This window comes from Bosea sp. 29B (assembly GCF_902506165.1).
Lineage (GTDB): Bacteria > Pseudomonadota > Alphaproteobacteria > Rhizobiales > Beijerinckiaceae > Allobosea.
Window position 1 is genome coordinate 5535409 of the sequence record NZ_LR733817.1, and the last position, 25773, is coordinate 5561181.

Genomic DNA, 25773 nt, shown 5'->3' on the forward strand with positions numbered 1-25773 from the left:
GGTGTCTAGCCTCGTTGCCGTCCTGGTCGACGGCGTCGCCTACGGGATGCTGCTGTTCCTCTCCGCAGTCGGCCTCTCGGTCACACTCGGCCTGATGCGCTTCATCAATCTCGCCCATGGCGCTTTCGCCATGGTGGGAGCCTATCTCGCCGTGGTCGTGGTCGGAGCCGGCCTTCCCTTCCTTCTTGCCCTGCCATTGGTGTTCGTCGTGGTCGGCGCCTTCGGCATCGTGATCGAGCGGACCGCCATCCGTCATCTCTACCAGCGCAACGCGTTGGAGCAGGTGCTGTTCTCGATCGGGCTCGCCTTTGCGCTTGGCGCGCTCGCCAACCTGATCTTCGGGCCGCAGCAGCAGGCGATCCAGACGCCGGGCTGGCTGACTGGGCGCGTTGCCCTGCTCGGGCTCGAGATCACCAGCTACCGTCTCTTCCTGATCGCCATGGGCGCTGCAACCGCGATCGCCCTGATTTATCTGTTCGAGCACACGCTGTTCGGGGCCAGAATTCGCGCCGCGGTCGATAATCGCCGTGCCGCCGAAGGGATCGGCATCCAGGTCGAGCGCCTGTTCGCGCTCACCTTCGGGCTCGGCGCGGCGCTGGCCGGGCTCGGCGGCGCGCTGTCCGTCGAGATGCTCGGGCTCGACCCGGCTTTCGCCCTGAAATACCTGACCATGCTGCTGATGGTGGTCGCGATCGGCGGAGCCGGTTCGATCGAGGGCTCGCTGCTGGCGGCGCTCGGCCTCGGCACGGTCGACGCGCTGTTCAAATATCTCCTGCCCGAGGCCGGCGGTTTCGTGATCTTCGGCCTGCTCGTCGCCGTGCTGCTGGTCAAGCCGGCAGGGTTGAAGGGGCGGGCGGCATGAGCGCGCTGAATCCTGCCGGCCATGGCGGCCTGTCGAAGCCCGCATTGCCGTTCAGCCCGGTCACGCCGCTGATCTTCGCGGCGTTGATCGCGAGCTACTTCCTGTTTCCAAACCATCTCGCCCTGGCGACACAGATCCTCGTGCTGATGATCTTCGCGCTGTCCTACGACCTGCTGCAGGGCCATGCCGGCATCGTCTCGCTCGGCCATGCCGTCTTTCTTGGGCTCGGAGCCTATGGCAGCGCCATCCTCGCGCGATGGGGCTTCACCGATCCGCTTTTCGGGCTGATGGCGGGCGCGTCGATCTCTGCTCTCGTCGCCCTGGTGCTGAGCCCGATCGTGGTCCGCGGCAGTGATTTCACCCGGCTTCTGGTCACGCTCGGCGTCGCCTCGCTGATCCACGAAGCCGCCAACCGGATGCGCGATCTCACCGGCGGTGCCGACGGGCTCGCGGATTTCGAGGTGGCACCGCTGCTCGGGCTGTTTGCCTTCGACTTCGAGGGAAGGACGGCCTTTCTTTACGCGTTGACCGTCTTCGCCTTCGTCTATGCGGCGCTGTGGCGGGTGACGACCTCTCCCTTCGGATTGGCGTTGCGCGGCATCCGCGAGAACCCGCGGCGCATGCCGGCGATCGGCTCGCCGGTCGCGCGCCATCTGGCCGTGAGCTACCTGCTCTCCGGAGCCATCGCCGGCGTCGGCGGCGCGCTCCTGGCACAGACGAGCCGCTTCGCCTCGCTCGACATGCTGGGCTTCGAGCGCTCGGCCGAGATCGTCATGGTGGTGACGCTGGGTGGGACCGGTCACATTGCCGGCGTCAGCATCGGCGCCGCCGCTTTCGGGCTGGTCAAGGACGCACTCTCGACGGTGAGTCCGCGCTATTGGCAACTCGGGCTCGGGATCGTTCTGATGGCATCGGTCTTTCTGGCACGTGGCGGCATAGGCGGCTTGATCGAGCGTTTCGGCCGGTTCGGGAGGCGTACATGACCGCCGCGCTCACGACGACTGCGCTCAGCGTCCGCTTCGGGGCCTTCCAGGCGGTGCGCGACGTTTCGCTCTCGATCCGCGCCGGCGCGCGCCATGCGCTGATCGGGCCCAATGGCGCCGGCAAGACGACGCTGGTTCACGCCCTGACCGGCAGCGTGAAGCCGGCTGCCGGCCGCATCCTGATCGCAGGAGAAGACGCGACCGGCCAGTCGGAGGCACAGCGCGTCCATATGGGGCTGGCCCGGACCTTCCAGATCAATCAACTCTTCCGCAAGCTCACGGTCCTGGACAACGTCCTTCTCGCCGTGCTCGAGCGAAACCGCCGGACGGCCGTCTTCTGGCGCTCCGTGCGCAGCGATCGGGCGGCGCTCGATGAGGCGCGTTCCTGCCTCGCCTTCGTCAATCTGCTGGCGCTGGCAGAGCGCCCGGTCGCGGCGCTGCCCTATGGCAGTCAGCGCCTGCTCGAAATCGCGATCGCCTTGGCGGCGCGCCCGCGCGTGCTCGTGCTCGACGAGCCGGCGGCCGGTGTCCCTGCCGCCGAAAGCGCGGCGATCTTCGAGCGCATCCACGCTCTGCCCGCCAGCCTGACCGTGGTCTTCATCGAGCACGATATGGGCCTGGTCTTCCGCTTCGCCGAGCGGATCACGGTTCTGGTCGCCGGGCAGATCCTCACCGAAGGCACCTCGGCCGAGATCTCGGCCGATCCACGCGTCAGGGAAGTCTATCTCGGCCGGCGAGGCGATCATGCTGCTTGAAATCGAAAGCCTGGTCGCCGGCTATGGCGACGCGGTCGTGATCGAGGATGTCGGCTTTCGCCTCGACGAAGGCGAAGGCCTGGCAGTGCTCGGCCGCAATGGCGTCGGCAAGACCACGCTGATCCTGGCGCTGATGGGCCATGCCCGCGTCACCGCCGGTGCGATCCGCTGGCGCGGCGAGGAGATCTGCCGCAGCGACGCGAGCGGGCGCGCGGCACTCGGTATCGGCTGGGTGCCGCAGGAGCGTGACATCTTCGCCTCCCTCACCGTCGAGGAAAATCTGCTGGTCGCGCGTCGGCCCGGCCGGTTCGGGCTGGCGGAGGCCTATGCGATGTTCCCGCGCCTGCATGAAAGGCGTCGCAACTATGGCGACAATCTCTCCGGCGGCGAGCAGCAGATGCTGGCGATCGCCCGCGCCCTGATGACGAATCCCCGGCTGCTTGCTCTCGACGAGCCGTTCGAAGGCCTGGCGCCGGTGATCGTCGAGGAGTTGGAGCATTCGATCAGGCGCCTGCGAGAGGAGTTCGGCTTTGCGATCATCATCGTCGAGCAGCACGCGGAAGATGCGCTGCGGCTTAGCGACAGGGCGATCGTGCTCGATCGCGGCAGGATCGTCCGCGAAGGCGCCTCGGGTGATCTTCTCGCGGACTTCGCGGCCGTTCGCTCGCTGATTTCGGTATGAGGACGTCATGATCGAGCAGGATCTCTACGCCGGCACCATGGTCGAGATGACCGGGCCTGCCATCGCCGCTGCGGCCGAGCGCGGGGCGGGCGTGCTCCTGCCGATCGGCGTAATGGAGCATCACGGCCCGCATCTGCCGATCGGAACCGACGCGCATATCGCGACCGCGCTGTGCCGGCTGACACGACGCTATGCAGCGGAAGCCGGCCGCGAACTCGTCATCGCACCACCGTTCTACTGGGGTGTGAACCACGTGCTCTCGGCCTTTCCGGCGACGTTCCGCACCCGGCCCGAGATTGCAGCCGCACTGCTCAACGACATCGTCGACACGCTCTGCGAAAATGGCTTTCGTGACATCCTCTTCGTCAGCCACCATGGCGACCTCGAGCACAACCGGATGCTGCACAAGGTCATGCTGGACCAGCTCGAGCGCGGGCCGGGCCGCGCGCGCTGGCTCTATGCGCCGCTGCGCTGGCGCCTGTTCGAACGGTTGGGCTGTTCCGGCAACGAACCGTTCTGGGTGCCTTGGCAGCGCCCGGACGGCCTGGATACGTTGAAGACGACCGGGATTCTCGGTGTCCATGCCGACGAGCTCGAGACCGCAGCAATGGCGCGCTACTATCCGGCGCTGGTCGATTTCAACGTCCTCCCAAAGCTGATCCCGACGCAACTCGGCGAGGCGGATCTCGTTCGCTGGCGCAAGGGCGGGAGCGAGGCCAAGGCCGTCACGCCAGACGGCTATTTCGGCGCACCGGCCCCGATCGATCCCGAACTCTGGCGCCATTACGACCTGATCGCTCGCGTCATGGCGAAAGCGGTTTAAGGGGAGTGATCTCATCAAGCAGCAAGCCAAAAACTCTGCTGGGCGCACACCAAGGTCGAGCCCCGTTTCGCCGGCATTGAGGCTAATCGGATGTCGGCTCTCGACCCTTAGCGAACCCAGGGCACGGGTCGACGCTGATGGGAAGGCTGCCGAAAGAGGTCGATGACAATCGCGGCTGCGGAAATTGGCCGAATTTTCCCGGCGATCACGCCGCGCGCGCTTCCCCGGGAATCGATCGCAGCTACTCAGCCCTGAGTTTATCGTCGCGATACCGCCGGTGTATGATCCTTTGATCATAGCGATGATGCGCGCGGATAGTTCCTGTTCGCGCCATGCATGATTTCCATCCAACCCAGAAGCGAACCTGTATCGCGGCCACTCGTCGGCTGTGCGCCAGAAGCGGACTCTGCCTCCCTGCCGGAAAGCGGTCCTACGTCGCGCAATAAGTCATAGCGGACATCGTCCCTTTATGGACAACACAGCTATGCGCCGAGGGACGCCGCGGCGCTCGTCCCTCGGCGCAGCAGGCGCTGGTAGGCGAGGCCGATCGCGACCAGGCTGGCGCCGAGGCCGATGAAGGACAGCGCCCGCAGCAGGCCCTCCAGCCCCGACATGTCGACGAGGAAGGCCTTGCAGATCGCGATGGTGACGATGCCGAGCGAGGCCAGGCGCAGATCGCGCGACCCGGCCCGGAAACCGAGCGCCAGCAGCGCGACGCCATAGAGCAGGATCGCGGCCGAATAGGCGTAGAGCTCGCCGGCGCCGACATCGGCGCTGAATAGGTCGGGGCCGACGAAGGTGCGGCGCACCTCGGTGACGACATAAGCCAGGGCCCCGAGAATGGCGGCGACGCCATAGGCCCGCGCGATCAGCGGCCGGCCGAGATGGGCCCGCGCCCAGGCGGAGGCCGCAAAGGCGAACGCAGCGGGCAGCAGATAGCCGACCAGCGCGTTGTCGAGGATCAGCACGCCGGCCAGAGGCTGGTCGGTCACCACCGGACACGCGATGAAGGCGACGCCGGCGAAGAAGCCGCAGGCGGCGAGCGTCGCGGCCAGCGGATCGACCGGCACGCTGCGTCCCAGCCAACGCACCGAACCCGCGATCATCATGGCGATCGCCAGCATGAAGCCGAGCGCGGCGTAGATCCCGGATTCGGCCAGGGTGATCGGCACCTCGGACGACAGAGAGGGGCCGTGCAGCGCATGGCGCAGCAGCAGGAAGACGCAGCCAATGGCTGCCATGGCCGCCGTCAGGCCGAAGGCGCGCGAAAGCCTGGAGAAGCCGTCGCGCAGCCACAGCCCTGCACCGGCCAGGACGAGGGCCGCCAGCCCGTAGCCCCACAAGATGCGGTTGAACACGACCGGCCCCTCCACCGCGCGCCCGTCCAGGAACGGGTTGCGCGCGAAGCCGAGGGCGAGGACGATCCAGCCGATCGAGATGCAGCCAAGCGTCACGACGGCGAGGCTCGCGATCCGGCCCCTCGACGCGTCGTGCCAGAGCCGCGCCGCCGCCGTCAGCGCGATCAGCACGACGGCGATCATCACGGATTCGGCATAGCCGACCGAGGCGCCGTCCACCGGCGAGAGCTGCGGCCCAGCGAAAGCGTGGCGGGTGATCAGTACGAGGCCAAGCGAGACCAGGAAGGCCCCGCAGGCGCTCAGCGCATCCGAGACCGGCGAGCCGCCCTCGCGCGAGGTGGTGAAGCCGAGCGCGCCGAGCGCAGCGCCGGCGACGACGTAGCAGAGCAGCCGGTTCAGCACCGGCCAGCCATCGACCGTGGTGCCGTCGAAGAGCGGGTTGAGCAGGGCGCCAAGCCCGCCGATCGCGAGCGGGATCGTGAGCGCTGCGGCGGCGAGCCCGGCGATCCGGAAAACCGCGTTGCCCGCGCCCCGGCCCAGGCGCTGGAATCCCGCGCCCAGTAGTCCTGCCGCGATGACGAGGCAGGCGACCTCCTCGAACAACCGGTTCCGCGGCTGGGTATAATGGCCGGTGATCCGGGCGAGATCGGGCGTCAGATCCGGGCCGACGAAAAGCTGGTGGACCTGCAGCAGCACGAAAGCCGCTGTGAAGAGGGCGGCGAGCGCCTGATGCACGATCCTGGGCCGGTCCTGCGTGCCGCGCAGCGCCAGCGCGGCGACCCCAAAGCACAAGGCCGGCAGGGCATAGGCCGGGATCAGCCAGTTGAGCAATGGCCGGGAGCCCATTCCGGTGAGGATCGGGTCCCAGACCCAGCGGGCGAAGGCGGCGGTCGCGAGGCTGGCCGACATCGTCCGCAGCAATGGGAGCGGGCGGGCGCGGGCGAGGATGGCGAGGCCGGCCGAGGCGATCGCGAAGCCGACCACCAGCCAAGTCTCGCGCAGGGCCAGCGCCACGGCGAGGCCGAGCGCGATCGCAGCCGCGGCGGCATAGGCTGCGGAGCCGACCAGGGCGAGCGAATTGGGCGATCGGGTGCTGGCACGCTCGACCCGCAGCAGGAGTTCGGAGGCGAGGAACAGCACCGCGACCAGCAGCGCCGCCAGCGCCGCGAAGCCTGGCGCGCGCTCGAAGCCGTTGACGCGCAGCGTCGTCGCCAGCAGCAGGCAGACGGGTGCCAGCGCTGAGGCGAAGGCCAGGCAGCCGCGCTCGACATAGCCCCCGGCGCCGGCCAGGCGCCGCGTGACCAGGGCCGCGAAGGGCAGCCCGCCGATCACCACGGCGAAGAGCGCCGCGGTCCAGGCCAGTCCGGGCCCGGCATCGGGGGCGATGCTCAGCCTGACCAGGTCGAGCAGGGTCGCGGGCGACAGGCCGAGCGCCTCGTTCTGGCGCGGCCAGAGCAGGATCATGCCGACGGCGCCGGCGGCCGCGACGAGTGCTAGCGGCGCGAGGTCGCGATGGCGGACCGCGGCGACGATGCCGACCGCGACCGTGGCGAGGATCGCGAGGTGCAGCGACCCCGGCGCGCCCATGCCGACCCAGAGCACCCCCGAGATGACGAGCGGCACGGCAATGGCGACGAGGCCGGTGAGATCGAATGGGACCGGACGCCGGGCTGCGACCTCGCCGCGCCTTCGCCACAGCGGCAGCTCCTTCAGCAGCAGCCAGGCCAGGACGGCGCCGGCGCCGACGAGGAAGGAGGGCCAAAGCAGCCCACGCATGGTGAAGGCGATCAGCACGGTCCAGGCGCCGTGGCCGGCGACGGCCGCCAGCGTGACGACACGGCTCGGGCGCCGCAAATGCAGCAGGAAGGCGGTGGCCGTTACGAAGGCGATGAAGAGCGAAAGCGAGGCGAAGGCCGGGGCCGTGCTCGCGATCAGGAAAGGGGTGACATAGGAGCCGGCCAGTCCGAAGAGCCCGAGCGCCGGCCCGTGCAGCAGCGAAGCGGCGAGGGCTGCAAGGCCGATCAGTGCCATCATCGCGAAGGCGGGCGTCGGGCCGATGAAGCCGTAGATGGCGTGGGCGGCGAAGACGACGCCGAAGCCGGCCAGCACGCTGACGCCGGCCAGCACGGAGGGGATGTTGGCGTTACCCAGCGCGCCGGGCGCGTTGAAGGGCAGTGGCGCCTCGCGGCGGCGCAGATATTCGCTGGCCCCGGCCAGCAGCAAGGCGAAGACGGCGCCCATCAGCAGCCGCACGCCGGGACCGAACAGGCCGGCTTCGATCGAGTAGCGGACCAGGAACAGCCCGCCGAAGGCCAGCGCGACGCCGCCGATCCAGACGGCCCAGCGCGAGCCGATCGTCTCTTCGATGTCGCGCCGCGGCAGTGGCGGCCCGATCTGCGCCTCCGGCTCCTGCGGCGCCTCTTGCGCTTCTCGCGCGTACTGCTCTTGGAGGGCCTCCTCCTCGAAGCGCTCAAGTGCTAGCGCGGGCTCGACGTGAGCTTCGGCCGCCATCCGCGCCGCCAGCGGGATCGTTTCCGCCGGGGAAGCCAGCGGCTCGAGCGCCTCGGCTTCGGGCGAGGCGGCTTCGGCCGCAAGCTGCGGCTTGGGCGCCTGCATCTCGGCCGACAGCGGCGACTCGGCTTCCAGCGCTGTCTCGGAATGCGCGACCTCTGTAGCCGGCGCGGCGGCGAGGACTGGAACGCCTCCGCCTCTCAGCGCCGCCAGCTCCTCCCGGAGCACGGCCAGCTCGGTCTTCAGCTGCGCGATCTGATCGAGGGCTGTGTTGCTGCGTCCGGAGGCCCGAAGAGCCACCCACGGAACGATCACGAAAAAGAAGAGACCGAGAAGTAGGCCGAGAATCCCCCATTCCATGACGATTGATCGGCCTCCGGTCGGCGCGGCATTCGAAGCGTACAGCCAAACTATCGCGGTGGATCGGGGTTGTCATGGCGGGCCGCCGCCGGCCGCCCTTTGGCGGTCTTCGCTAACCACGGCAAATTCACACGCGACGTTCGGATTGTGACCCACCCCGTACTTCACCCTGGAAATACTGAAGAAATTCAGGCTCGATCTGCGTGACACTCCGCTCATTAGGACGGCGCCTCTAGCCGACCGCGTGGCGCCAGAAGCGGACATTGGCACATTGCCTGGAAGCGGACATCCGCGGCTATCGGGCTGAGGGGCATCTGTCGACCCGAGTTTGCCGTGGGTCGAAGGGCGGGCCTGGCACGGCGGGAGCCCGCCGTGCCACAGCTCATAGGTCTGTTTACTCCGAAAGGAGAAGCGCATCGTCGACTTCGATGCCGAGGTAACGGGCGGTGCTTTCCAGCTTGGAGTGCCCAAGCAGCAACTGGCAGGCGCGAAGGTTGCCGGTGCGCTTATAGATCAAGGCAACTTTCGTTCGCCGAAGGCTGTGTGTTCCATAGAGCGCGGGATCGAGGCCTATCAAGGCGATCCAGCCGTCAAGCAGGCGACCGTATTGTCTGGTCGTTACGTGATCGCCAGGTCGGCTGCGACTCGGGAAGAGCCAATCGCCAGTTGCCGCTGGTCGTCTTCTGAGCCAAGCTGTTAGCGCCTCTCGCGTCGTATCGGTCAGCTCGAATGGCACCGGCCGGCCGGTCTTCTGCTGTATGATTGACGTCCTCAGCCTCACGGTTCCGCCGAGCACAACATCAGCCACACGAAGCCGAACGAGATCACAGCCACGCAGCTTGCTGTCGATGGCGAGATTGAACATCGCCAGGTCACGCACACGATGTTCATGCTGCAGCCGTGTCCTGATCGCCCAGATATGACGCGGCTTAAGCGGCGGCTTCGGGCCTATGATGCGGCGGGTATTCCAAGCCGGGCGCTGATGGGTCTGCTGAGCTTCGACAAGCATGATGCGTCCTCCATCGGGACGCCGCATCCAGGATCCATAATACTGCCATCGCTGCTCGTTTGATGCACTAATAGCCGACTCCGGCTCCCGCCCCGAAACCAGGCACCCCCTGCGGAGCCTAACGACACAGCTTCGGTCCGGATCATGCCATCCTGTGTCAACAGCACCCCGTACTCAAAGCTAGCGAGCCGCTGTGCTCAGGTCGGGCAGCGGCCTTTCAGAAGCTGACCCTGATCTGGACTGATCCGCCGATGCGGCTGCTGTTGGCGGAAAGTTCACCGTCGAGATTGAGGCCCAACGAAAAGCGATCGGACAGCTTCGCCACAACACCGGCGCTGACGAGCGCGCTGTTGCGGTCGGGCTCGGCGCCAGTCGCCGTGAACACCGCGCCAGGCAGGCCGGCCAAGCTCGCTGTCAGATCGGCATCGCGGCGAAAGTAATGCGCCCAGGCCGCCCGGACATAACCGGTAATGGGGACACCGCCGAGCGCCGTGTCGCTGTCGACCTGTACGCCCAGTTCGCCGCGCGCGGTGATGTCGTTGCGCCTGGCCAGAGCCAGCGCTCCGGCATTGGCTCCTCCCCAGTTCGCCTCGATCACGGCCGGGCTGTGGGCTCGCGTGCCCTGGATCGCGGCCAGCGGCGACAGCGAGAGGCCGTTCCAGCTCAGCAGCGCAGCGCTTGCCTGCAATCGCCCGCTCCAGGCCGTCGTCGCGTAGGAGGAAGCGAGGCTCGAGCCCAGGACCGGGATGCTGCGGCTGACATCGTTCTCGAGCCGGGAATAGCTCAGCGCCGCGCCAAGCTTCACCGGACCGAGTTGCGTCATGCCGTAGAGGCCAGCCTGGAAGACATCCGCATCGATCTTGCCGAGCACGCCCGGCAGGGAGGCCCGCGCCTTGCCGCCGGAGACCGCGACGCCGGCGAACGTCCCGGGCATCAGTCTGACATCGACGCCCGTCGCCAGATGGGCATCGTCGATGTTGCGCCTGGCCGAGCCGATATGGGCATTGCCGTCGGTGCGGCCATAGGAACCATAGGCCGCCCCCCAGACGGAGTAGAGCGGCGCATCGAGCCGGGAGGATGCGGCGGACTGGTCGGCGTCCTTGCGCGCGAAGCCGGAATAGCTTGCGCCGCCCGGTCCGGGAGCGTCGGCACCGAGCCGGCCCGTGGCGGTCTGGTCGAGCATCACCCGCAGGAACTGATCCGAGGCGATGTGCGCCATCGCGGGCGCTGCCGTGTGCACCTCGCCCGACAGGCTGTTCACCGCGGCCGCGATCGATGCGGCCGGCAGGTTGTAGATCGCGAACAGCGAGGACGGATCGCCGCCGCTCTCGACGGCCTGGTCGATGGCCTTGCCGACGGCGTAGGCGTTGCTCGGCCCTGTCGGCCCGATGAAACTCGGGCCCGATGGGGTCGTCGGGGAATTGTCCGCCGGGTTGGATGGCGTCAGTCGCTTCGGCGTCAGCGTCACCTGCACGTCATTGCTGGTGTAGCTCACCGTCGTGGTCACGCCGTCGCCGAAGGAGCCCTCGGTCGAGACGGTCCCGAAACTGCCGCTGACGCTTGCCGCGCTCAGCACGGTGTAGGCGGTGTTGAAGCTGTAGGAACCGCCGCCTGCCACCAATTGGATCGTGCCGGCCAAGCTGGCGCTGCCGCTCACCGTCAGCAGGTCGGAGGTCGCGCCGACGATTTCGACCCGGTAGGTCGAGCCCGCGTTGAAAGTCACACCGCCTTGGACGGTCAGCGTGCCGACGGAGTTGCCGGGCGACAGCGTGCCGTTCACCACCGTCGTCGGGATGACCCCCGTGCCGCCGAGCGTCGCGCCTGCCGCCACCGTCACACCGGACGAGGCCGCGATCGAGCCGTTCACGATCAGCGTGCCGGCAGCGACGGTCGTCGCTCCGGTATAGCTCTGCGCATTGACCAGGGTGAGGGAACCACCTCCCCTCAGGGTGAAGCTGCCATCACCCGAGATGGTCCCGGAATAGCTGCCGCCCGCGCCCTCGTTGAAGATGACGCCGCGCGTGCCGGCTCCCGTCGCGAAGGTCAGGTCGCCGGCCATGCTGGAGGAATTGCCGCTGAGTGTCCCGTCCCGGATCGACCAGTGCTGGCTGCCGCTGCCCGACAGCGTCCAGGTCGACGATCCCGTCTTCTCATAGGCCGTGAAGCCGGTATGCGAGGCTACGAGATTGCCGATATTGACGGTGCCGTTCGCTGTTCCGCCCAGCGCCAGCACACTGTTGGTGCCGCCGCCCTGAACCACGACATTGCCGTCGGTCCTCGAGCCGGCCCGGATCTCGAAGCGGTTGTTGCTGCCGTAGAACTCGACCGCGTTGGCCCGCGTCGCGCCGTTCCCGGCCAGCCCACCCGCGATCGCCCCGGAATTGACGATCGAGATGCCGCCGCTCGCCGCGCCGACGATGCCAACGCCGCCTGCGCCATGGCTGCTGGAGGCGGCGGTGCCGCCATTGCCGCCGGAAATCGTCCCGGCATTGTCCAGGCTGGCGGTCTGGCCATCCCGGAAGACGATGCCGGCTCCGCCGACGCCCGCGACATAGACTGGGTTGAGGTCGGACTGGTTCCCGCCCGCACCGCCCGTGATGCTGCCGCCCACCATATTGGCGATAGAGCCGCCCCAGGCTTCCAGGCCGGCGCCGCCTCGGCCGTAGCCAGTCCCGCCTGCGTTCGAATCGCCTCCCTTGCCGCCGGTGATCGCGGCCCGGTTGTCGATGATGCCGAGATTGCTCAGCACACCGGCACCGCCGGAGCCGGCCCAGGCGCCCGTCCCGCCCGCGCCGCCGCTGATCGAGCCGGCCTGGTGAGACAAGCTGCCGCCATTGTACAGGAACAGTCCGGCGCCGCCGTGCCCGCTCTCATAATCGTCACCGCCCTGGCCGCCGGCGATGACGCTGGTGCCGCCCGCTCCGGCCGCGACGGTGATCGTGCCTCCGCCCAGCAGCACCAGCCCGGCGCCGCCGGCTCCGGCTCCCGCACCGATGCCGCCGCCAGCGCCGCCGCCGCCCGAGACAGCGAAGCCATTTGTATTCATGGCAACTCCGGCGCCGGTCAGGACGAGGCCGCCACCCCCACCCCCACGTGTCGCGACGTCCAATTGGACGTCCATTTGCACGTCTGCTTCCATCCCGATCCTCCGTCTCGCCAATCGGAGGATGCTGCCACATACAGCTCATGAACCGCACGAGGGGACCGGCGTGGCGCTTACGCGTGATCTGGGATCAAGTGATGTAAAGCGGCTGCTCGAGCCGGGGCGCATCGCGAGCCACATCGCCAACGCAGGCACGATGACCCATTGCAGCATGGGTGAGATGCCCAACCGAAAGCCGAATAGGTGGAGGACAGGCATCCATTCGGAATAAGACCAGGACGTCCGAAGCACGGTGTTGAGCCATTCGCTCAAGCCGGTATAGGCGACGCCGCCCATCAGCGCCGCCGCAGCAGTCGGCCAGAAGCGGGTTGCCGGCCAGTCTGAGTCGGCAACTAGAACGAGCGCAAGGACGATGGCCAACGTGGCGATGACGACATCACCAGCCGTGCAGTGGACGATCGCGATCACCTGCTCGCGCACGGTTCCGGTGGACCAGATCGTATAGAGTGGAAGCTGCACGATTTCCCATAAGAGATGGCCGATCGCACTTGTTGCGAGGTAGCGCCGCAGCCAGGAGAGCCAGCTTGGCATGGCGTTGAGTCTTTTCTGGCCGAGGATACGACCGAGGACGAAACAGACCGGTGCCTGCAGCGCACGACCGGCCGGATGCCTCGGGTGAGGCATCCGGCCGGCATCAGAGCAGGAATATCGCGTCGACCGCGAACTTGGTCTTGGTCACTTCCCCTTAGATTTCAACCATTTGTCGATCATCGCGATTTCCTTTTCCTGAGCCGCAACAATCTCAGTGGCGAGCTTCTTGGCTTCGGGATCCTTGCCGTGGGTGAGCTCAACCTTCGCCATGGTGATCGCGCCCTGATGATGACCCTTCATTTGCGTCATGAAGTCGATGTCTGCGTCGCCGGTAAACGTCATCGGCATCGCCTGCATCATGCTCATCATCGATTCCTTGTAACCCTTGGTGGAGGCGGAATCAGAGGCTGCCGGCTGCATCATCTTCATGTGCATGCCGGGGTCCATGGCCGGCTTGGAGGCAGGCTGCTGGGCAACAGCCGCGGTAATGGCGAGAACCGAAGAGAGCGAGATCAATGTCAGGCGGATCATGGTCGTGGTTCCTTCATTTGAGTGAGAAATCAGTCTGGGGATGCGACCGGGGTGTCGGACGCGTCTCCTACGCTGCCACCTCATGGCAGCGTTCACCGCGGGTTTGAGGCACAAGCCCACACGTCCAACACGGGCAATTCGCTCACGCTATCTGCGAATGGATCGGGACGAGCGGATACAAATGCGGATGGGTATAACCGTGTCTTGAACCGTCTCCCGACGCTCCAGATTTTTTCTGGTGCGCAATACAAGAGACGCACCGCCAACTTCGACGTTCCGCACGGTAACAATTCGTAATAATCGACGTCCGACCACGCGAAGGTTGCTGCGAGAACTCTGCACGGCACAGGCCGGTTGGTCATTCGGCTGTCGGATCCATCATTTGGCGGACGGAAGCGCGAAATCCGGTCCGCGACTTGTCACGGGAATAGAACATGTGGCCCCCGGGGAGCAGCTCGAGCTTGACCCGGGCGGAGTCGCCGAAGGTAGGCAATTGATCCAGTAAAAGCTTCGTCTCGAAATACGGTGTCACCAGATCGGTGAACCCGTGAGCGACGATGACCTTTAGACCCGGGTCGAGCGCCAGCGCACCGCCCAGTTCGCGCATGGATTCGCGGTCGCCCCTGCCCTGGCCGTAGCTCCAACGGCGGCTCGTATCGTCATTCAACAACATATAGCGCCCCTCGGGGCGCCATTTCAGGTCCCTAGCGTAATGGCTCAGCATGGCGCTCGTCAGCGGCGCGGTGATGGCGTCGAGCACGGCGTCGGGGGCCCGGCTACGGCTTGCGTCCGGATTGGGGTCGAAGGCGGTCACTGCGCCATCGTAAGGGCTGCCGACCCGTCCGCTTGAGCGATCGAGTTCGCGCAGGAAGGTGCCAGCATCGACCTTGCCGCCCATCCGCATGACCAGGCCGCGATCGAGCCCAGTCAGCGCAGCTACCTGGTCGGACATCCGCTCCACCGCCTGCCGATCGCGAGGGCCTTTCAGCAAATCGGCAAGGTAGGCGCCCGAGGCGTAGGCTTCGACTGCAGCAAGCGCTTGGCGTGATAGCTTGCCTTCGCGCTCCAGCCGGACGGCCGCCATACCGGGCAGCGAGACCACCCAGCTCAGCGGCGAGCCGCGTGCGTCGCGCTGAAAGGTAAAATCGAGCACCGGCGAGATCATCACGATGCCGGAGACGCCGACGCCGTCGGCGCTTTGCAACTCGCCTGCGACCTTGGGGGCGCGGAAGCCACCATAGCTCTCGCCGACGAGGTATTTCGGCGAGGCGAGGCGGTCGTTCAGCCGAAGCCAATTGCCGATGAACCGCGACAGCGACCGGTAGTCGCCCTCCACCGACCAAAGCAGCCTTCGCTCATCGTCGCCTGAAGAGGCAAAGCGGCTGTAGCCGGTCCCCACGGGATCGATGAAGACGAGGTCGGTAAAATCGAGCCAGGTCTCGGCATTGTCGATCGGAACCGGCGGCATGGACGGCCCGTCGCCCTGCCGTCCGAACGGCAGGCGTCTAGGCCCCATCAGGCCGAGGTTAAGGTAGGCCGACGCCGCGCCCGGACCGCCGTTGAAGGCGAAGCTGACGGGACGGTGCGGCGAGGCTGAGCCATCCTCGTGATCCAGCACATAGGCGATGTAGGCGATCTCTGCGAGCGTCCGCCCCTCCTGGTCGCGCACCGGCAGCGAGCCGGCGGTCGCCGTATAGCGCAGCGTGCGGCCGGGCAGGACGATCTCGTGCCGGGTGACGGAGGGCTGCGGCAGAAGCTGGTTCTGAACGGTTGACCGCACGTCCGGTTGCCCCTGAGGCCGTGATTCCTGCGCGGCAGGCCGTCCCTGCGCTTGAACCGGCGACCCCGTCTCCTGCGACGCCGCGTCGGTGCCGCCCGGCAGCGGGGCCGCGGCCAGACAAGCGGCGAGCAGCAGAAGGATTGGTGGAGGAATTCTCATGGAGCACCTCGATGTCGAAGCCGAAGAACCGCGGTAGAACGACAACGAGGCGGAATTCCGCGAGGTTGCATGACGTTGCCCCTCGGGGCTGATCCGGGTTGAACTTCGCTCTGGCTCATTGAGGGGAGCAGAAGGTGAAGCACAGTCGTTTCTCGGAAGAGCAAATCATCGCGATCCGGTAGGAACAGGAATCAGGCGTGTTGGTCGCCGATCTCAGCCGTGAGCGCATGACGATCGCGATAGTCGCCTTAGATTCTGCGCAGCGTTTAGCTCTTTCCGCCATACGACCAGGCGGCCAATCTTCGTGTCAGAGGCGACGGTAGGCGTCGGAATGCCTGTTTGAGGAAGGGTCTCCAGTTCAGTAGCCCATAATTCGCTGCCAGCCGGCCTTTCCAGGACAAAGGCAATACCAAGTCGCTCACGGCCGTCAGGCCGTCGGCATGCTCGTGCTTGTAGGCGTCAGCCGGCGCTAGCAAGTCAAAGATGGCGTTACCGCGACGTTTGGCGGAGGCGAAGCTATGATGCACCAGAATTCCGCCGACCCCCCCACGCTCATGCTCGGGATGCGTGGCGATGACATGGCCGAAGCTGGTGCCCTTGCAATCCAGGGCCAGGTCGAGCCCGATCGGCGCGCCGTCGCAGGTGATCATCGTTATGTGCAGCGGCGAACCGCCGGCGGCGTCGCCAGCGAGATCGTGGAAGAACGCCGAGAAGCGCTGATCTGCGATCGTCGGCGCCACGATGCCATGGCGCAGAAGCGAAGCCCGCTTCATCGCCACCGCGATGACGGCAAGCCGGGCCGCCTCCGGCCCGGGCTCCACCGTCCCAAAGGCGATCGCTCCACGTTCCGAGAGCCGCCGCAACCGGCGCCGATGGTTGGACCGCTCCCGGGATGCATAGGCCTTGCTTGGTCCATCGGGCCCGACCCGAAAGGTGAGATCGGCAAAGGGGGCCTCGAGCCGCTCGCGCAGGACTGCGCCGGCGACGAGGCCCGAGCGCATGAGCGCCGAATCGGCGCGTAGCTTGCGTAGGTCCAGGACGTCCGCATCGAGCCTTTGCAGGCAGTCCCAGCCGGCCTGCATCAGAGACCCATCGCACTCGGCAGGCTCGATGAGAACATCGCCGAACTGCGCCACAGGAACGCCCATGAAGCGCAGGCTGACCACGCCGAAACGGCGCTGGCGGATCAACGGCCAAGCCATGACTAAACACCCCCCGCGTCGTCCGGTGATGATGCTCAGACTGGTGCGCGAATCGAGGTAGTGCCGCATCCAGTGCCGCAGAACCGCATGGCTCTGGAAAACCTGATGAGGCTGGCCAGCGCGCTCGAACAGGGCTTCCCATTCGGCCTGCATCGCCAAGAATGCGATCGGACTGTCCACGATCGCGATCGCGATCTCGTCGTCGCGCGGCAGGGTATCGTGCACCGGGACAGGCGCGGTCCATGCCTTGATCGGGTCGATGTGGGCTGCTGCGATCAAGGACATGGTTCAGCCACGGCCGATATAATGGGCGACGATGCGCTTCAGACCGGCGAACGGGAACCGCACCAGATAGGGCAGCAGAAGCAGCGGATGACGGACGGCGAAAGGCGCATCCTGCTCGACCATGTGACGGATGGCGAGGACAGGCATCGGCGCGCGCAACGGCCTGAAATCGGGATTCCATAGGCCGGGTGCCTCAGATCCAGCATGCATCAGCCCAATCATCCGGTTGCGTGTCAGCGAATAGACTTTGTGGCGGTCATGGATGCGCCTCAGCATGGCGATGCCACGATCGCCGCCACAGGCTGGAAAGCCGATGATGATCGTGCGGAAATGCGCCATGGCCGGCTTTGCGGGGATCGCCTCCAGTGCTTGGAAACTCGTGCGGATCAGCGTGAACACGCTGTCCTCGTTATCGGGGCTGGCCTCGCAGACGCCGAGCCGGACGGTGTCGAGCTTTGCCGCCTGGCGGGTGAAGGGGCAAACGGCGCCTGTGCGGCCAAGATCGGGATGGGCCGTCATCAGATAGCCCTCGACCCAGCCGATCAGGGTCGACAGGGCGTCGGAACCGGACTGGTCGCAGCGCGCCCGGGCCACGGCAAGCGTCGACATCGCGCCGGAGGCTTCGAGTTCAGCCAGTGGATTGGCGACCGCACCGCTGCCGGCGCCCGCCAAGGGCTCGAATAAATTTCCGACCCGATCCGACTTCTGGCTCATTCCGCGCTGCCTCGGGTTTGCTTGAGGGAGGCTCTAGCAGGGCGGTCTTAGAGAAGCGTTTCCGACGCAGCTTTCGTCGACGGCGACGCCTTAGGACTTCGTTATGGCTCTTAAACAGCCACAAGATCGCTGAGCCTATACATAAATCCATTGGCATCGCTTCACACGGGGGGTGATACCAACCGGCTATGCCGCCAAATCTCAATGTTGAGCGTTCGAGCCGGTTCACAGGGTCATTAGGAATCAGCCCACGCGCTCGGGCCACTCCCGGTGCAAATCATCGATGACGAAGGCATGGGCGTCGCGGCCGCCACCCGCACCAGCGAGATGGGGATGATCGCTGGGCAGATTATTATGACGATGGGCGAGATGACTGACCGCCAGACCCGCGCCGCCACGGTGACCGCAGCGAAGGTCAGCAGCGCGAAGGATCCGAAGGTCAAGCGATGGGTAAGGACGTCATCTTCGTCCGCGCCGACGGAACGGTCGAAACGACTCTCTGACGTCAGATTAGAACGCGCCGAAGTGAGCCTCGCGGTGCGGGGGCCTGTGGCTTAAAGAGGCGTCATCCCAGACGACGCGCGGCCGCTACAATGACGGCCAGCGCATCTACGGTGCCGTCTGCTTCGCCCTTCTCGAAATCGCCTTCCTGGCCCATCTGGTCGGTGACGTGGGCGAAGCAGACGACTCGCTTGCCGCAGGCTTGCGCAAAGGCATAGAGCGCGGCGGCTTCCATCTCGACGGCGAGCAGGCCGCGTGCGGTCATGGCGGCGATGGTGCGCTCCGTCTCCCGAAAGGGCGCATCGGTCGTCCAGGTCGCGCCGCTCAGCACCGGCTCGCGCAGTCCGTCAAAGGCGCCCTCAAGCGTAGCGAGGACGCCGGCGTCGGCTTGTGAGAATTCCGATGACGGCAGGTAGTGGTAGCTCGTACCCTCGTCGCGCAGGGCCCGTTCGATCAAGATAAAATAAGGCGGCGGCCGTATCGGCTGCAGTTGCCCGGACGAGGTCATGCTGATCAGGAGCCTGCAGCCGGCGGCGAAGAGCTGCTCCGCCACCAGCACGGCATAGGAGGCGCCGACGACGCAGCCGACGATTCCGAATTCGAGGTCGCTTTCGACGAAGCGATCGAGTTCGCTGTGATAGCAGGCCCAGTCTCGGTCAGCCGTCGCGCGTCCGTCCCGGCGCAAGCGTCGGACGAGATCGCCGTCGGGGTCGAGCACGCAGATCGCCGGTACCGCGCGCACGGCCAGACCTTTCTGGCGACGCGCTTCGCGCAGCAGGTTTCCCGGCTGGAAGGCGGATTCTTCCGCGTAGTGCTTGTTGGCCAGGATTGGCACAGAGCCGTCGTGGTGGTCGGTCATTGTTCAAAGGCCGCCGACGTCGGCGTCTTCTTGAACAGACACCAGATGAAGTCCTGATGGTTCCCGGTTGGCGTCACATGAGTCTGCGGCTGCTGATCGATCAGGTGATAGGCCGGTCCAAGCTCCGCCTGAAGCATGTCCGCCGAATAGCGCCTGACGGGGAGCCCGCTGCATCGTTCAGGACCGCTGAGCGCAAAGGGCGCGAGGATGACGAAGCCGCCGGCCCTGACGCCTCGGTCAAGCGCGCGCCGATAGGATAGCCGGTCGGCTTCATCGACGAGAAAGTGGAAGACAGCCCGGTCATGCCAGATCGAGAAGGCGTCCTTCGGAGGCTGCCAGGCTGTGACGTCCTGCGCGATCCACGTCACCAGCTCGGCGCGCTCGCCTAGGCGCGTACGTGCGACGGCGAGGCCGGCCTCGGCGATATCGAGCACGGTCACTGCCGAATGGCCGGCACCCAGCAATCGGTCGATCAGCATCGAGGCGCCGCCGCCGATGTCGACGATGGGGTCGCCCGTGCCCAGACCGGTCTGCGCGATCATATCGTGCGACGGCGTCGGATCGTCCTGGAACCAGCTGACCGTGTCGGCCGGCGTGGTCGTGTAGACGTCGTTCCAGTGGCTACGTCGTGGGCTGGTCATCGCCGGCTCCTTGTCTTGCGGAGACCTTAAGGCGGCCAGCCGGACAAATCGATCCGGCTGACCGTTTCGCAACCTGCCGTCAGCTCATGCGCTTGATCTCGGCATAGGCGCCCTTGGTCCGTAGGATGATGGTGACGGGCTTCGTGCCCCGGTTGCGCCAGAACCAGCCATGGCCGCCATCGAACTCAGCGGTAAGCACGCCCGTATCGCCTGCCACCGCGCGGCCGGTCTTGTAGCTCTTCTCTTTGGCGCCGGGGCCGGGCGTGCCGTGCATGTCGTAGTTCACGACGCCGTCCTTGACGCTCCAGTCGAAAGTGACCTGCGCGCCCTTGGCCATGGTCAGCTTGTACTCCGCGCCCTTGGTCGGCTCCAGCGTGATCACGGTCTCGTCGGTCTTCTCAGCTTGGGCGAGAACGACCCGCTCGCCGGCTTGTGCAGGCGAGACGAGTAGCCCGGCCAGCGTGGTCAGCAGGCTTGAGCGCTGGTCCGGCAAAGGCGTCGCTGGGGCCGGCTGAGCCGGCGTGGTCGGACCGTCCTTCAGGCGGTCTGCCTCGGCTTCCGCAGCGAGCTGGGTCTTGATCTCGCCCATCTCGGTCAACTTCAGCATGCGGCCGATTCCGGTCGGGTCGATGGCGTATTCGGCCGGCAGGACAATCGTCACAAGAATGCCGGCGGCCGCGACGATGGCAATGGCCGTGGAGCGCAGGAGTTGCGCCGAGGTCGGCAGTTCGGCGCGCGTGGGGATGTCGGAGTTGTACATGGTGTGGGTGCCTTTCAGGTTGCGGAGACGAAAAAGCCGGTGAGTTGGTAGCCGATCAGCACGAACCCGGCGGTCATCATGACGGTGTTGGCGGTGTAAGCGTGGCGAAGGAAGCTGGGAGTGCGCCGCCAGAAGCCCATCGCGATCAGGATTGCGGTCAGGGCCAGGATTTGGCCGATCTCGACCCCGACATTGAACGCCAGAAGGTTGGGCACGAGGCCGTCCGGTGCGACGTTGTAGTCGAGGATCTTGGTCGAGAGGCCGAAGCCATGGAACAGGCCGAAAATCAGCGTCGCGGCCTTGGTGTTCGGCTGAACGCCGAACCAGCGCTGGTAGGCGCCCATGTTGTCGAGCGCCTTGTAGACCACCGAGAGGCCGATGATGGCGTCGATGATATAGGCGTTCATGCCGATGTTGAAATACACGCCCAGCAGCATCGTGGTGGAGTGCCCGAGCGCGAACAGGCTGACATAGATGGCGACGTGCTTCATCCGGTATAGGAAGAAGACCACCCCGAAGAGGAAGAGCAGGTGGTCGTAGCCCGTCATCATGTGCTTGGCGCCCAGATAGACAAAGGGCATCAGGTTGATGCCGCTGATCTCCTGGATATAGCCCTTGTCGCCTTCGGCGACGCCATGAGCGATGGCGGGCGCGAGGCTCGCAAGCAGCAGGAACAGAGAAAGCGATGCGTGCGAAGCTGCAAGACGCAGCCCGCACCGCCCTCCGATGGAAGGTCGTTGCATGGAAGTTCCAATGGTTCGTCGGTGATGGATGGCCGCCGCGGCGGCCGGGCTCATGCGGCGACGAAGGGTCTCGGGGGGCGTTTCAGCCCATCAGGGTGACCGGGATCGGCCATGACGGGGTCATGGGCTGCGTTGGTTCGGGCGAAGCCCGGCGTCACGAGCGCAATCACGGTGAGTCGGTCGGCCGTTTCGTGGAGGTGATCGGCTGCGTTGTGGCCATGGACATGGCCCGGAAGCTGTTCGGACGGCTCGCCCTCGTCATGCGCGTGCCCGTGCTCGGCGATCGTCGCTGCAAGTTCGGCGTGGCGCACGGCTTCGGCCTGGGCGGTCGCATAGGCGTTGTGCCCGGCCGCCATGTGAGCCGTCGAGAGCAGGACGCCGAGCGCCATCGCGAAGGCGATGACGAGGCTGAATCCGGCTTTGGTTCTGCGGCGCGACATGCCTGACGGTAGAGCTTTCAACCTTAACGAAAGTTTGACGGCGACGCGCGAATCGCAACGCAGCCGCACAGTTGACCTATCCTACCTAGGGGGATAAGGACAGTCATGACTGCGGCCCATGTTCACGAGACGCATCCCGCCATCGTCAAGCGATTGAAGCGCGCCGATGGGCATCTGCGCAAGGTCATCGAGATGATCGAAGCCGGGCGTCCCTGTCTCGACATCGCCCAGCAATTGCAGGCGGTCGAGAGTGCGATCGGCCAAGCCAAGAAGACCCTGATTCAGGACCATCTCGACCACTGCCTCACCCAGGTCGTTGGGCCGCTGCCGGGCAAACAGCGCGAAGTGCTCGACGCCGTCAAGGCTGTCTCGAAGTACCTGTAGGCGCCCGCCTCCACCGCAACATCGATCACCGATCGGGACCAAGCCCATGCTGGCCATCCTCGCCAACCGGACCTATCGGCACCTCTTCCTCGCGCAGATCATCGCCCTGATTGGCACAGGTCTCGCCACGGTCGCGCTCGGCCTGCTCGCCTACGACCTCGCGGGCGCAGACGCCGGCATCGTGCTGGGCACCGCCTTGGCGATCAAGATGATCGCCTATGTCGGCGTCGCGCCGATCGCCTCGGCCTTCGCGGAGCGCCTGCCGCGCCGGACCATGCTGGTTGCTCTCGATCTGATCCGCGCGGCGGTGGCCCTGCTGCTCCCTTTCGTCACGGAGATTTGGCAGGTTTACGTCCTGATTTTCATGCTGCAGTCGGCATCGGCCGCCTTCACGCCCACCTTCCAGGCGACGATCCCCGACATCCTGCCCGATGAGAAGGACTACACCCAGGCGCTCTCGCTCTCGCGGCTGGCCTATGACCTGGAGAGCCTGCTGAGCCCGGCGCTGGCGGCGCTGCTCCTGACAGTCATCAGCTTCCACAACCTCTTTGCCGGCACGGTCATCGGCTTCATCGCTTCCGCCGCGCTGGTCGTTTCGGTGAATTTGCCGAGCCCAAAGCCCGGCGAGCCGCGCGGCGTCTACGACCGCACCACGCGGGGCTTGCGGATCTACTTGGCGACGCCGCGCCTGCGCGGCCTGCTGGCGCTGAGCCTGGCCGTGTCGGCGGCGGGCTCCATGGTCATCGTCAACACGGTCGTTCTGGTTCAGGCGACCTACGGCCTGACGCAGCAGGCCACGGCGCTTGCGCTGGCCATGTTCGGCGCGGGCTCGATGTCGGCGGCCTTCGCGCTGCCGCGCCTGCTCGACCGGCTCGACGACCGCAGGCTGATGCTCCCCGCGGCCGCGTGCCTGCCTGCGCTTCTTCTGCTCGGCACACTCGTTCCGGGCTTTTCCATCCTACTGCCGCTCTGGTTTGCGCTCGGCTTCGCCTACAGCCTGACGCAGACGCCGTCGGGGCGCCTGCTGCGCCGCTCCGCTCATGCCGAGGATCGGCCAGCTCTCTTCGCCGCTCAGTTCGCCCTTTCTCACGCGTGCTGGCTGATCACCTATCCGGCGGCCGGCTGGCTCGGCGCGACGCTCGGTCTGCCCGCGACCTTCGCGGTCATGGCGGCGATCGCCGGGCTCGCGCTTGCGATCGCTTTGCGCGTCTGGCCGGCGGGCGATCCCGACGAGATCGAGCATGAGCATCTCACGCTCGCGCCCGACCATCCGCATCTGGCGGGCGCGGGCGCGCGGCATCGGCATGCCTTCGTGATCGACCGGGATCATCAGGCCTGGCCGACGCGCGGCTGAGCGGATCGAGCATGGGCATGTTCTCGGAGATCGACCCGGTCATCCGGCGTCTTGCCGCGGGCGAGACGCTGTTTGCAGCCGGGGACGAGACGCGCGGTTTCTTCGAAGTGCGTACGGGACGCGTCAGGCTCATGCGCTTCGGCGCAGATGGCCGCGAGACGGCATTGTTCACGGCAGGGCCGGGAGAGCGCTTCGCCGAGGCCTCGCTTTTCGCCGCGCGCTACCATTGCGACGCCATTGCGCTCAGCGACGCCGTGGTCGCGTGTTTTCCCAAAGCCGCCTGCATCGCCCGGCTGAACGACGATGCGCCGGCGCGGTTCGACCTGACTGCCGATCTCGCCCGGCAGGTGATGATGCTGCGCTCGCGGTTGACGCTGCGCGACATCCGCTCGGCGCGCGAGCGGGTGCTCGCCTTCCTTGTTGCGGAAGCCGGCGACGACGGGCGCACCGTCGCTTTCGGCGGCTCGCTGCGGGAGATCGCTAGTGCGATCGGCCTGACGCCCGAAGCCTTCTACCGGACGCTGGCGCGGCTCGAATCCGAGGGTGCGATTGAACGAAAGGCAGGCCGCATCGCCCTGACATGATCGCGGTCATGTCAGGGCGATGCGGGTCTCTGGCAGGTTGGGTTCAAAGGAGAACCCCAATGATCCATATCGCCCTCACAGCCGCGCTCGTCCTGATTTCGGCAAGCGTCGCGCCGGCCTGGCCGGCAAAAGCGCAGATGCACAGCCCCTATGCCGGCGAGCAGGGCCGGGAGATCAAGGCGCTGTCGACCAAGGATATCGATGACCTAACTCAAGGCCGCGGAATGGGGCTCGCCAAGGCTGCCGAACTCAACCGATATCCCGGACCCATGCATGGCCTCGAACTGGCCGAGCCGCTGAAGCTGTCGGACGAGCAACGGCAGGCGCTGAAGGCGATCATGACCCGGATGAGCGCAGAGGCGAAGGCGGTCGGAGAAGACCTACTCGGCCTTGAGCGCAAACTGGACGAAGGCTTCGTTGCGCGGACGATCGACGGCCAGCGCCTGCGGGCGCTGACAGAACGGATCGGCGTCACGCAGGGAGCTCTGAGGGCCGTCCATCTCGCCGCCCATATCGAGACCGCGGCCGTCCTTTCCAGGAAACAGATCGCCCAATACGATCTTCTGCGCGGCTATGCCGGTACGCCCGCAGGATCTGGCGCTCATGGATTGCATAACAAGCATTGAGCAAATTGCGAGATCGCGGCTCGACGAGCGCCACGATCGCAGGCTGCGGCCACCCGTCGAGCAAATAGGCCGACGGCCTATTGGCTCGCCTTTTCGACCTCGCGCTTGACCAACTCGTAGAGTGGGCGCGGACCGAATTCGGTGAGGGGCTGCCCGTTCACGAAGAAGGTCGGCGTTCTGCTCACCTCAAGCGCTTTTGCGTCCGCCCCATCCTTGTCCAGAGTCATCTGGAATTCCGGCCGGGCCACGTCGCGCTTGCCCATCTCGATGTCGAGACCGGCGTCCTTCGCACGCGCCCAGGCCTTCTCGAGGTCGGGCTTGTCGTGGTCCGCCCATTCCGGCTGGAACTCCAGAAGCGCTGCGAGGACGGGCTCGAACTTGCCCTGAAGCCGAGCCGCTTCGAGGATCTTGACCGCGGCGTCCGACCCCTCGTGGAACGCCGCGTACCGGATCACCAGCCGCGCATCGTTCGGGAACAGGGCCAGGATCTGCTTGAGCGGCGGATAGAAGGCGCGGCAGGCCTCGCAGGACGGATCGAAGAACTCGACGATTGTGACCGGAGCACTCGCAGGACCGATGACGGGCGAATGATCGCGGACCAGCGCCTCGGCGCGCGAGGCCGCAACGGCTTGAGCGCGTTTGGTCTGTTCGTCCCTATGGAAGAGGGTGGCGCCGGAAAAAATCGCGAGGGCGAAGACGCCGGTGAGGACAACGATCACACGGCGGTTCATGACGCGGCCTTTGTTCTGGAGCCGATGAGCGCGATGGCGATCGCGGCGAAGGCCGCGAGAGACAGGTAAGGCAGGGGCAGCATGCCCAGGATCGTCATGTCGGCGCTGGCACAGGAGGGTCCTTGCGAGCAGGCTTGAATGCCTTCAGGGATCAGGCCGGCGTAGAGGAGGCTGTGGAACGCCGCGATCGCCATGCCGATGGCGGCAAGGGGAAGACCATAGCGCCATATTCCTGTGTCGCCCCGGAAGCTGGCCACGGCGAGCAAGACCGCGAGCGGGAACATGAAGGTGCGCTGATGCCAGCACAGGCTGCAGGGAGCCTGGCCGACGACCTCGCCGATGAAGAGCGCGGCCAGGCTCGCTGCGACTGCGATGATCCAGGCGACGAAGAGATAGAGCCAGCGGTCGTGTCCGCTGGCGGCGGTAGCATCGTTGGTCATGT

Annotated in this window: 25 protein-coding genes; 10 read left to right on the forward strand and 15 right to left on the reverse strand. The window is 66.3% G+C overall.

Annotated elements, in window-relative coordinates:
- Nucleotide 1: 1 nt before the first annotated feature.
- From GV161_RS26760 to GV161_RS26780, 5 genes are read left to right on the forward strand one after another with little or no spacing between them, the layout of a single operon-like run.
- A complete protein-coding gene (locus GV161_RS26760; protein ID WP_280179050.1) occupies nt 2–862 on the forward strand; it encodes a branched-chain amino acid ABC transporter permease in 861 nt (286 codons plus the stop codon).
- On the forward strand, nt 859–1845 hold the full coding sequence (locus tag GV161_RS26765) for a branched-chain amino acid ABC transporter permease (RefSeq protein ID WP_152014896.1): 987 nt from the start codon (nt 859–861) through the stop codon (nt 1843–1845). The genes GV161_RS26760 and GV161_RS26765 overlap by 4 nt, the downstream gene beginning before the upstream one ends.
- The gene (locus tag GV161_RS26770; protein WP_152014897.1) at nt 1842–2600 is read left to right on the forward strand and encodes an ABC transporter ATP-binding protein; all 759 of its coding nucleotides are present in this window, start codon (nt 1842–1844) and stop codon (nt 2598–2600) included. Before GV161_RS26765 ends, GV161_RS26770 begins: the two co-directional genes overlap by 4 nt.
- Nucleotides 2590–3282: an ABC transporter ATP-binding protein gene (locus GV161_RS26775; RefSeq protein ID WP_152014898.1), complete on the forward strand. Its 693-nt coding sequence runs from the start codon at nt 2590–2592 to the stop codon at nt 3280–3282. Before GV161_RS26770 ends, GV161_RS26775 begins: the two co-directional genes overlap by 11 nt.
- A gap of 7 nt (nt 3283–3289) precedes the next feature.
- Nucleotides 3290–4105 (forward strand): creatininase family protein, encoded by an 816-nt coding sequence (locus GV161_RS26780; RefSeq protein WP_152014899.1) that lies wholly within the window; start codon nt 3290–3292, stop codon nt 4103–4105.
- A gap of 482 nt (nt 4106–4587) precedes the next feature.
- On the opposite strand, the gene GV161_RS26785 is transcribed toward GV161_RS26780, so the two are convergent.
- The 8 genes from GV161_RS26785 to GV161_RS26820 all read right to left on the reverse strand — a co-directional run bounded on the left by GV161_RS26785 (nt 4588) and on the right by GV161_RS26820 (nt 17708).
- On the reverse strand, nt 4588–8334 hold the full coding sequence (locus GV161_RS26785; RefSeq protein WP_152014900.1) for a DUF2339 domain-containing protein: 3747 nt from the start codon (nt 8332–8334) through the stop codon (nt 4588–4590).
- Nucleotides 8335–8728: 394 nt separating this feature from the next.
- The gene (locus GV161_RS26790; RefSeq protein WP_152014901.1) at nt 8729–9343 is read right to left on the reverse strand and encodes a tyrosine-type recombinase/integrase; all 615 of its coding nucleotides are present in this window, start codon (nt 9341–9343) and stop codon (nt 8729–8731) included.
- A 217-nt stretch (nt 9344–9560) separates the two neighbouring features.
- A complete protein-coding gene (locus GV161_RS31400) occupies nt 9561–12464 on the reverse strand; it encodes an autotransporter outer membrane beta-barrel domain-containing protein (RefSeq protein ID WP_159741846.1) in 2904 nt (967 codons plus the stop codon).
- Between the two features lie 63 nt (nt 12465–12527).
- Entirely contained in the window at nt 12528–13037 is a 510-nt protein-coding gene (locus GV161_RS26800) for a hypothetical protein (RefSeq protein WP_193219578.1), read from the reverse strand.
- 144 nt (nt 13038–13181) lie between these two features.
- On the reverse strand, nt 13182–13568 hold the full coding sequence (locus GV161_RS26805) for a DUF305 domain-containing protein (protein WP_152016270.1): 387 nt from the start codon (nt 13566–13568) through the stop codon (nt 13182–13184).
- Nucleotides 13569–13926: 358 nt separating this feature from the next.
- A complete protein-coding gene (locus tag GV161_RS26810) occupies nt 13927–15507 on the reverse strand; it encodes a peptidase S10 (protein WP_152016271.1) in 1581 nt (526 codons plus the stop codon).
- 266 nt (nt 15508–15773) lie between these two features.
- Nucleotides 15774–16988, reverse strand: a complete 1215-nt coding sequence (locus tag GV161_RS26815) for a GNAT family N-acetyltransferase (protein WP_193219579.1) — start codon at nt 16986–16988, stop codon at nt 15774–15776.
- A gap of 9 nt (nt 16989–16997) precedes the next feature.
- A complete protein-coding gene (locus tag GV161_RS26820; protein WP_152016273.1) occupies nt 16998–17708 on the reverse strand; it encodes a DUF6875 domain-containing protein in 711 nt (236 codons plus the stop codon).
- A 270-nt stretch (nt 17709–17978) separates the two neighbouring features.
- On the opposite strand from GV161_RS26820, the gene GV161_RS26825 reads away from it, so the two are divergent.
- Nucleotides 17979–18266: a hypothetical protein gene (locus GV161_RS26825; protein ID WP_152016274.1), complete on the forward strand. Its 288-nt coding sequence runs from the start codon at nt 17979–17981 to the stop codon at nt 18264–18266.
- A 7-nt stretch (nt 18267–18273) separates the two neighbouring features.
- On the opposite strand, the gene GV161_RS26830 is transcribed toward GV161_RS26825, so the two are convergent.
- The 5 genes from GV161_RS26830 to GV161_RS26850 all read right to left on the reverse strand — a co-directional run bounded on the left by GV161_RS26830 (nt 18274) and on the right by GV161_RS26850 (nt 21652).
- On the reverse strand, nt 18274–19068 hold the full coding sequence (locus tag GV161_RS26830; RefSeq protein ID WP_152016275.1) for a nucleoside phosphorylase: 795 nt from the start codon (nt 19066–19068) through the stop codon (nt 18274–18276).
- Nucleotides 19065–19709: a class I SAM-dependent methyltransferase gene (locus GV161_RS26835; RefSeq protein ID WP_152016276.1), complete on the reverse strand. Its 645-nt coding sequence runs from the start codon at nt 19707–19709 to the stop codon at nt 19065–19067. The genes GV161_RS26830 and GV161_RS26835 overlap by 4 nt, the downstream gene beginning before the upstream one ends.
- A 79-nt stretch (nt 19710–19788) precedes the next feature.
- Nucleotides 19789–20469, reverse strand: coding sequence for a transmembrane anchor protein (locus tag GV161_RS26840; protein WP_152016277.1), 681 nt, complete (start codon nt 20467–20469; stop codon nt 19789–19791).
- Nucleotides 20470–20483: 14 nt separating this feature from the next.
- Complete coding sequence (locus tag GV161_RS26845; protein ID WP_152017456.1) at nt 20484–21212, reverse strand: HupE/UreJ family protein; 729 nt, start codon at nt 21210–21212, stop codon at nt 20484–20486.
- A gap of 50 nt (nt 21213–21262) precedes the next feature.
- A complete protein-coding gene (locus tag GV161_RS26850; protein ID WP_152016278.1) occupies nt 21263–21652 on the reverse strand; it encodes a hypothetical protein in 390 nt (129 codons plus the stop codon).
- 105 nt (nt 21653–21757) lie between these two features.
- Here GV161_RS26850 and GV161_RS26855 point away from each other — a divergent pair, with 105 nt between their 5' ends.
- From GV161_RS26855 to GV161_RS26870, 4 genes are read left to right on the forward strand one after another with little or no spacing between them, the layout of a single operon-like run.
- Nucleotides 21758–22036 carry a metal-sensing transcriptional repressor gene (locus GV161_RS26855; protein ID WP_152016279.1) on the forward strand — a complete coding sequence of 93 codons (279 nt, stop codon included), beginning with the start codon at nt 21758–21760 and terminating at the stop codon, nt 22034–22036.
- A gap of 46 nt (nt 22037–22082) precedes the next feature.
- Entirely contained in the window at nt 22083–23390 is a 1308-nt protein-coding gene (locus tag GV161_RS26860) for an MFS transporter (RefSeq protein WP_152016280.1), read from the forward strand.
- A gap of 11 nt (nt 23391–23401) precedes the next feature.
- Nucleotides 23402–23974 (forward strand): Crp/Fnr family transcriptional regulator, encoded by a 573-nt coding sequence (locus GV161_RS26865; RefSeq protein WP_152016281.1) that lies wholly within the window; start codon nt 23402–23404, stop codon nt 23972–23974.
- Complete coding sequence (locus GV161_RS26870) at nt 23971–24600, forward strand: periplasmic heavy metal sensor (RefSeq protein ID WP_152016282.1); 630 nt, start codon at nt 23971–23973, stop codon at nt 24598–24600. The genes GV161_RS26865 and GV161_RS26870 overlap by 4 nt, the downstream gene beginning before the upstream one ends.
- Before the next feature lie 77 nt (nt 24601–24677).
- On the opposite strand, the gene GV161_RS26875 is transcribed toward GV161_RS26870, so the two are convergent.
- Nucleotides 24678–25331, reverse strand: a complete 654-nt coding sequence (locus GV161_RS26875; RefSeq protein ID WP_152016283.1) for a thioredoxin domain-containing protein — start codon at nt 25329–25331, stop codon at nt 24678–24680.
- Entirely contained in the window at nt 25328–25771 is a 444-nt protein-coding gene (locus GV161_RS26880; RefSeq protein ID WP_152016284.1) for a disulfide bond formation protein B, read from the reverse strand. Before GV161_RS26880 ends, GV161_RS26875 begins: the two co-directional genes overlap by 4 nt.
- Between the last annotated feature and the right edge of the window lie 2 nt (nt 25772–25773).

Bases quoted from the DNA above. Each gene is read 5' to 3' on its own strand.
- GV161_RS26860 (WP_152016280.1), top strand. From the start codon at position 22,083: ATGCTGGCCATCCTCGCCAACCGGACCTATCGGCACCTCTTCCTCGCG.
- GV161_RS26785 (WP_152014900.1), bottom strand. From the start codon at position 8,334: ATGGAATGGGGGATTCTCGGCCTACTTCTCGGTCTCTTCTTTTTCGTG.
- GV161_RS26865 (WP_152016281.1), top strand. From the start codon at position 23,402: ATGGGCATGTTCTCGGAGATCGACCCGGTCATCCGGCGTCTTGCCGCG.
- GV161_RS26765 (WP_152014896.1), top strand. From the start codon at position 859: ATGAGCGCGCTGAATCCTGCCGGCCATGGCGGCCTGTCGAAGCCCGCA.
- GV161_RS26880 (WP_152016284.1), bottom strand. From the start codon at position 25,771: ATGACCAACGATGCTACCGCCGCCAGCGGACACGACCGCTGGCTCTAT.
- GV161_RS26805 (WP_152016270.1), bottom strand. From the start codon at position 13,568: ATGATCCGCCTGACATTGATCTCGCTCTCTTCGGTTCTCGCCATTACC.
- GV161_RS26820 (WP_152016273.1), bottom strand. From the start codon at position 17,708: ATGAGCCAGAAGTCGGATCGGGTCGGAAATTTATTCGAGCCCTTGGCG.
- GV161_RS26810 (WP_152016271.1), bottom strand. From the start codon at position 15,507: ATGAGAATTCCTCCACCAATCCTTCTGCTGCTCGCCGCTTGTCTGGCC.
- GV161_RS26790 (WP_152014901.1), bottom strand. From the start codon at position 9,343: ATGCTTGTCGAAGCTCAGCAGACCCATCAGCGCCCGGCTTGGAATACC.
- GV161_RS26770 (WP_152014897.1), top strand. From the start codon at position 1,842: ATGACCGCCGCGCTCACGACGACTGCGCTCAGCGTCCGCTTCGGGGCC.
- GV161_RS31400 (WP_159741846.1), bottom strand. From the start codon at position 12,464: ATGGACGTCCAATTGGACGTCGCGACACGTGGGGGTGGGGGTGGCGGC.
- GV161_RS26780 (WP_152014899.1), top strand. From the start codon at position 3,290: ATGATCGAGCAGGATCTCTACGCCGGCACCATGGTCGAGATGACCGGG.
- GV161_RS26870 (WP_152016282.1), top strand. From the start codon at position 23,971: ATGATCGCGGTCATGTCAGGGCGATGCGGGTCTCTGGCAGGTTGGGTT.
- GV161_RS26840 (WP_152016277.1), bottom strand. From the start codon at position 20,469: ATGTACAACTCCGACATCCCCACGCGCGCCGAACTGCCGACCTCGGCG.
- GV161_RS26850 (WP_152016278.1), bottom strand. From the start codon at position 21,652: ATGTCGCGCCGCAGAACCAAAGCCGGATTCAGCCTCGTCATCGCCTTC.
- GV161_RS26775 (WP_152014898.1), top strand. From the start codon at position 2,590: ATGCTGCTTGAAATCGAAAGCCTGGTCGCCGGCTATGGCGACGCGGTC.
- GV161_RS26800 (WP_193219578.1), bottom strand. From the start codon at position 13,037: ATGCCAAGCTGGCTCTCCTGGCTGCGGCGCTACCTCGCAACAAGTGCG.
- GV161_RS26835 (WP_152016276.1), bottom strand. From the start codon at position 19,709: ATGACCAGCCCACGACGTAGCCACTGGAACGACGTCTACACGACCACG.
- GV161_RS26845 (WP_152017456.1), bottom strand. From the start codon at position 21,212: ATGCAACGACCTTCCATCGGAGGGCGGTGCGGGCTGCGTCTTGCAGCT.
- GV161_RS26855 (WP_152016279.1), top strand. From the start codon at position 21,758: ATGACTGCGGCCCATGTTCACGAGACGCATCCCGCCATCGTCAAGCGA.
- GV161_RS26875 (WP_152016283.1), bottom strand. From the start codon at position 25,331: ATGAACCGCCGTGTGATCGTTGTCCTCACCGGCGTCTTCGCCCTCGCG.
- GV161_RS26830 (WP_152016275.1), bottom strand. From the start codon at position 19,068: ATGACCGACCACCACGACGGCTCTGTGCCAATCCTGGCCAACAAGCAC.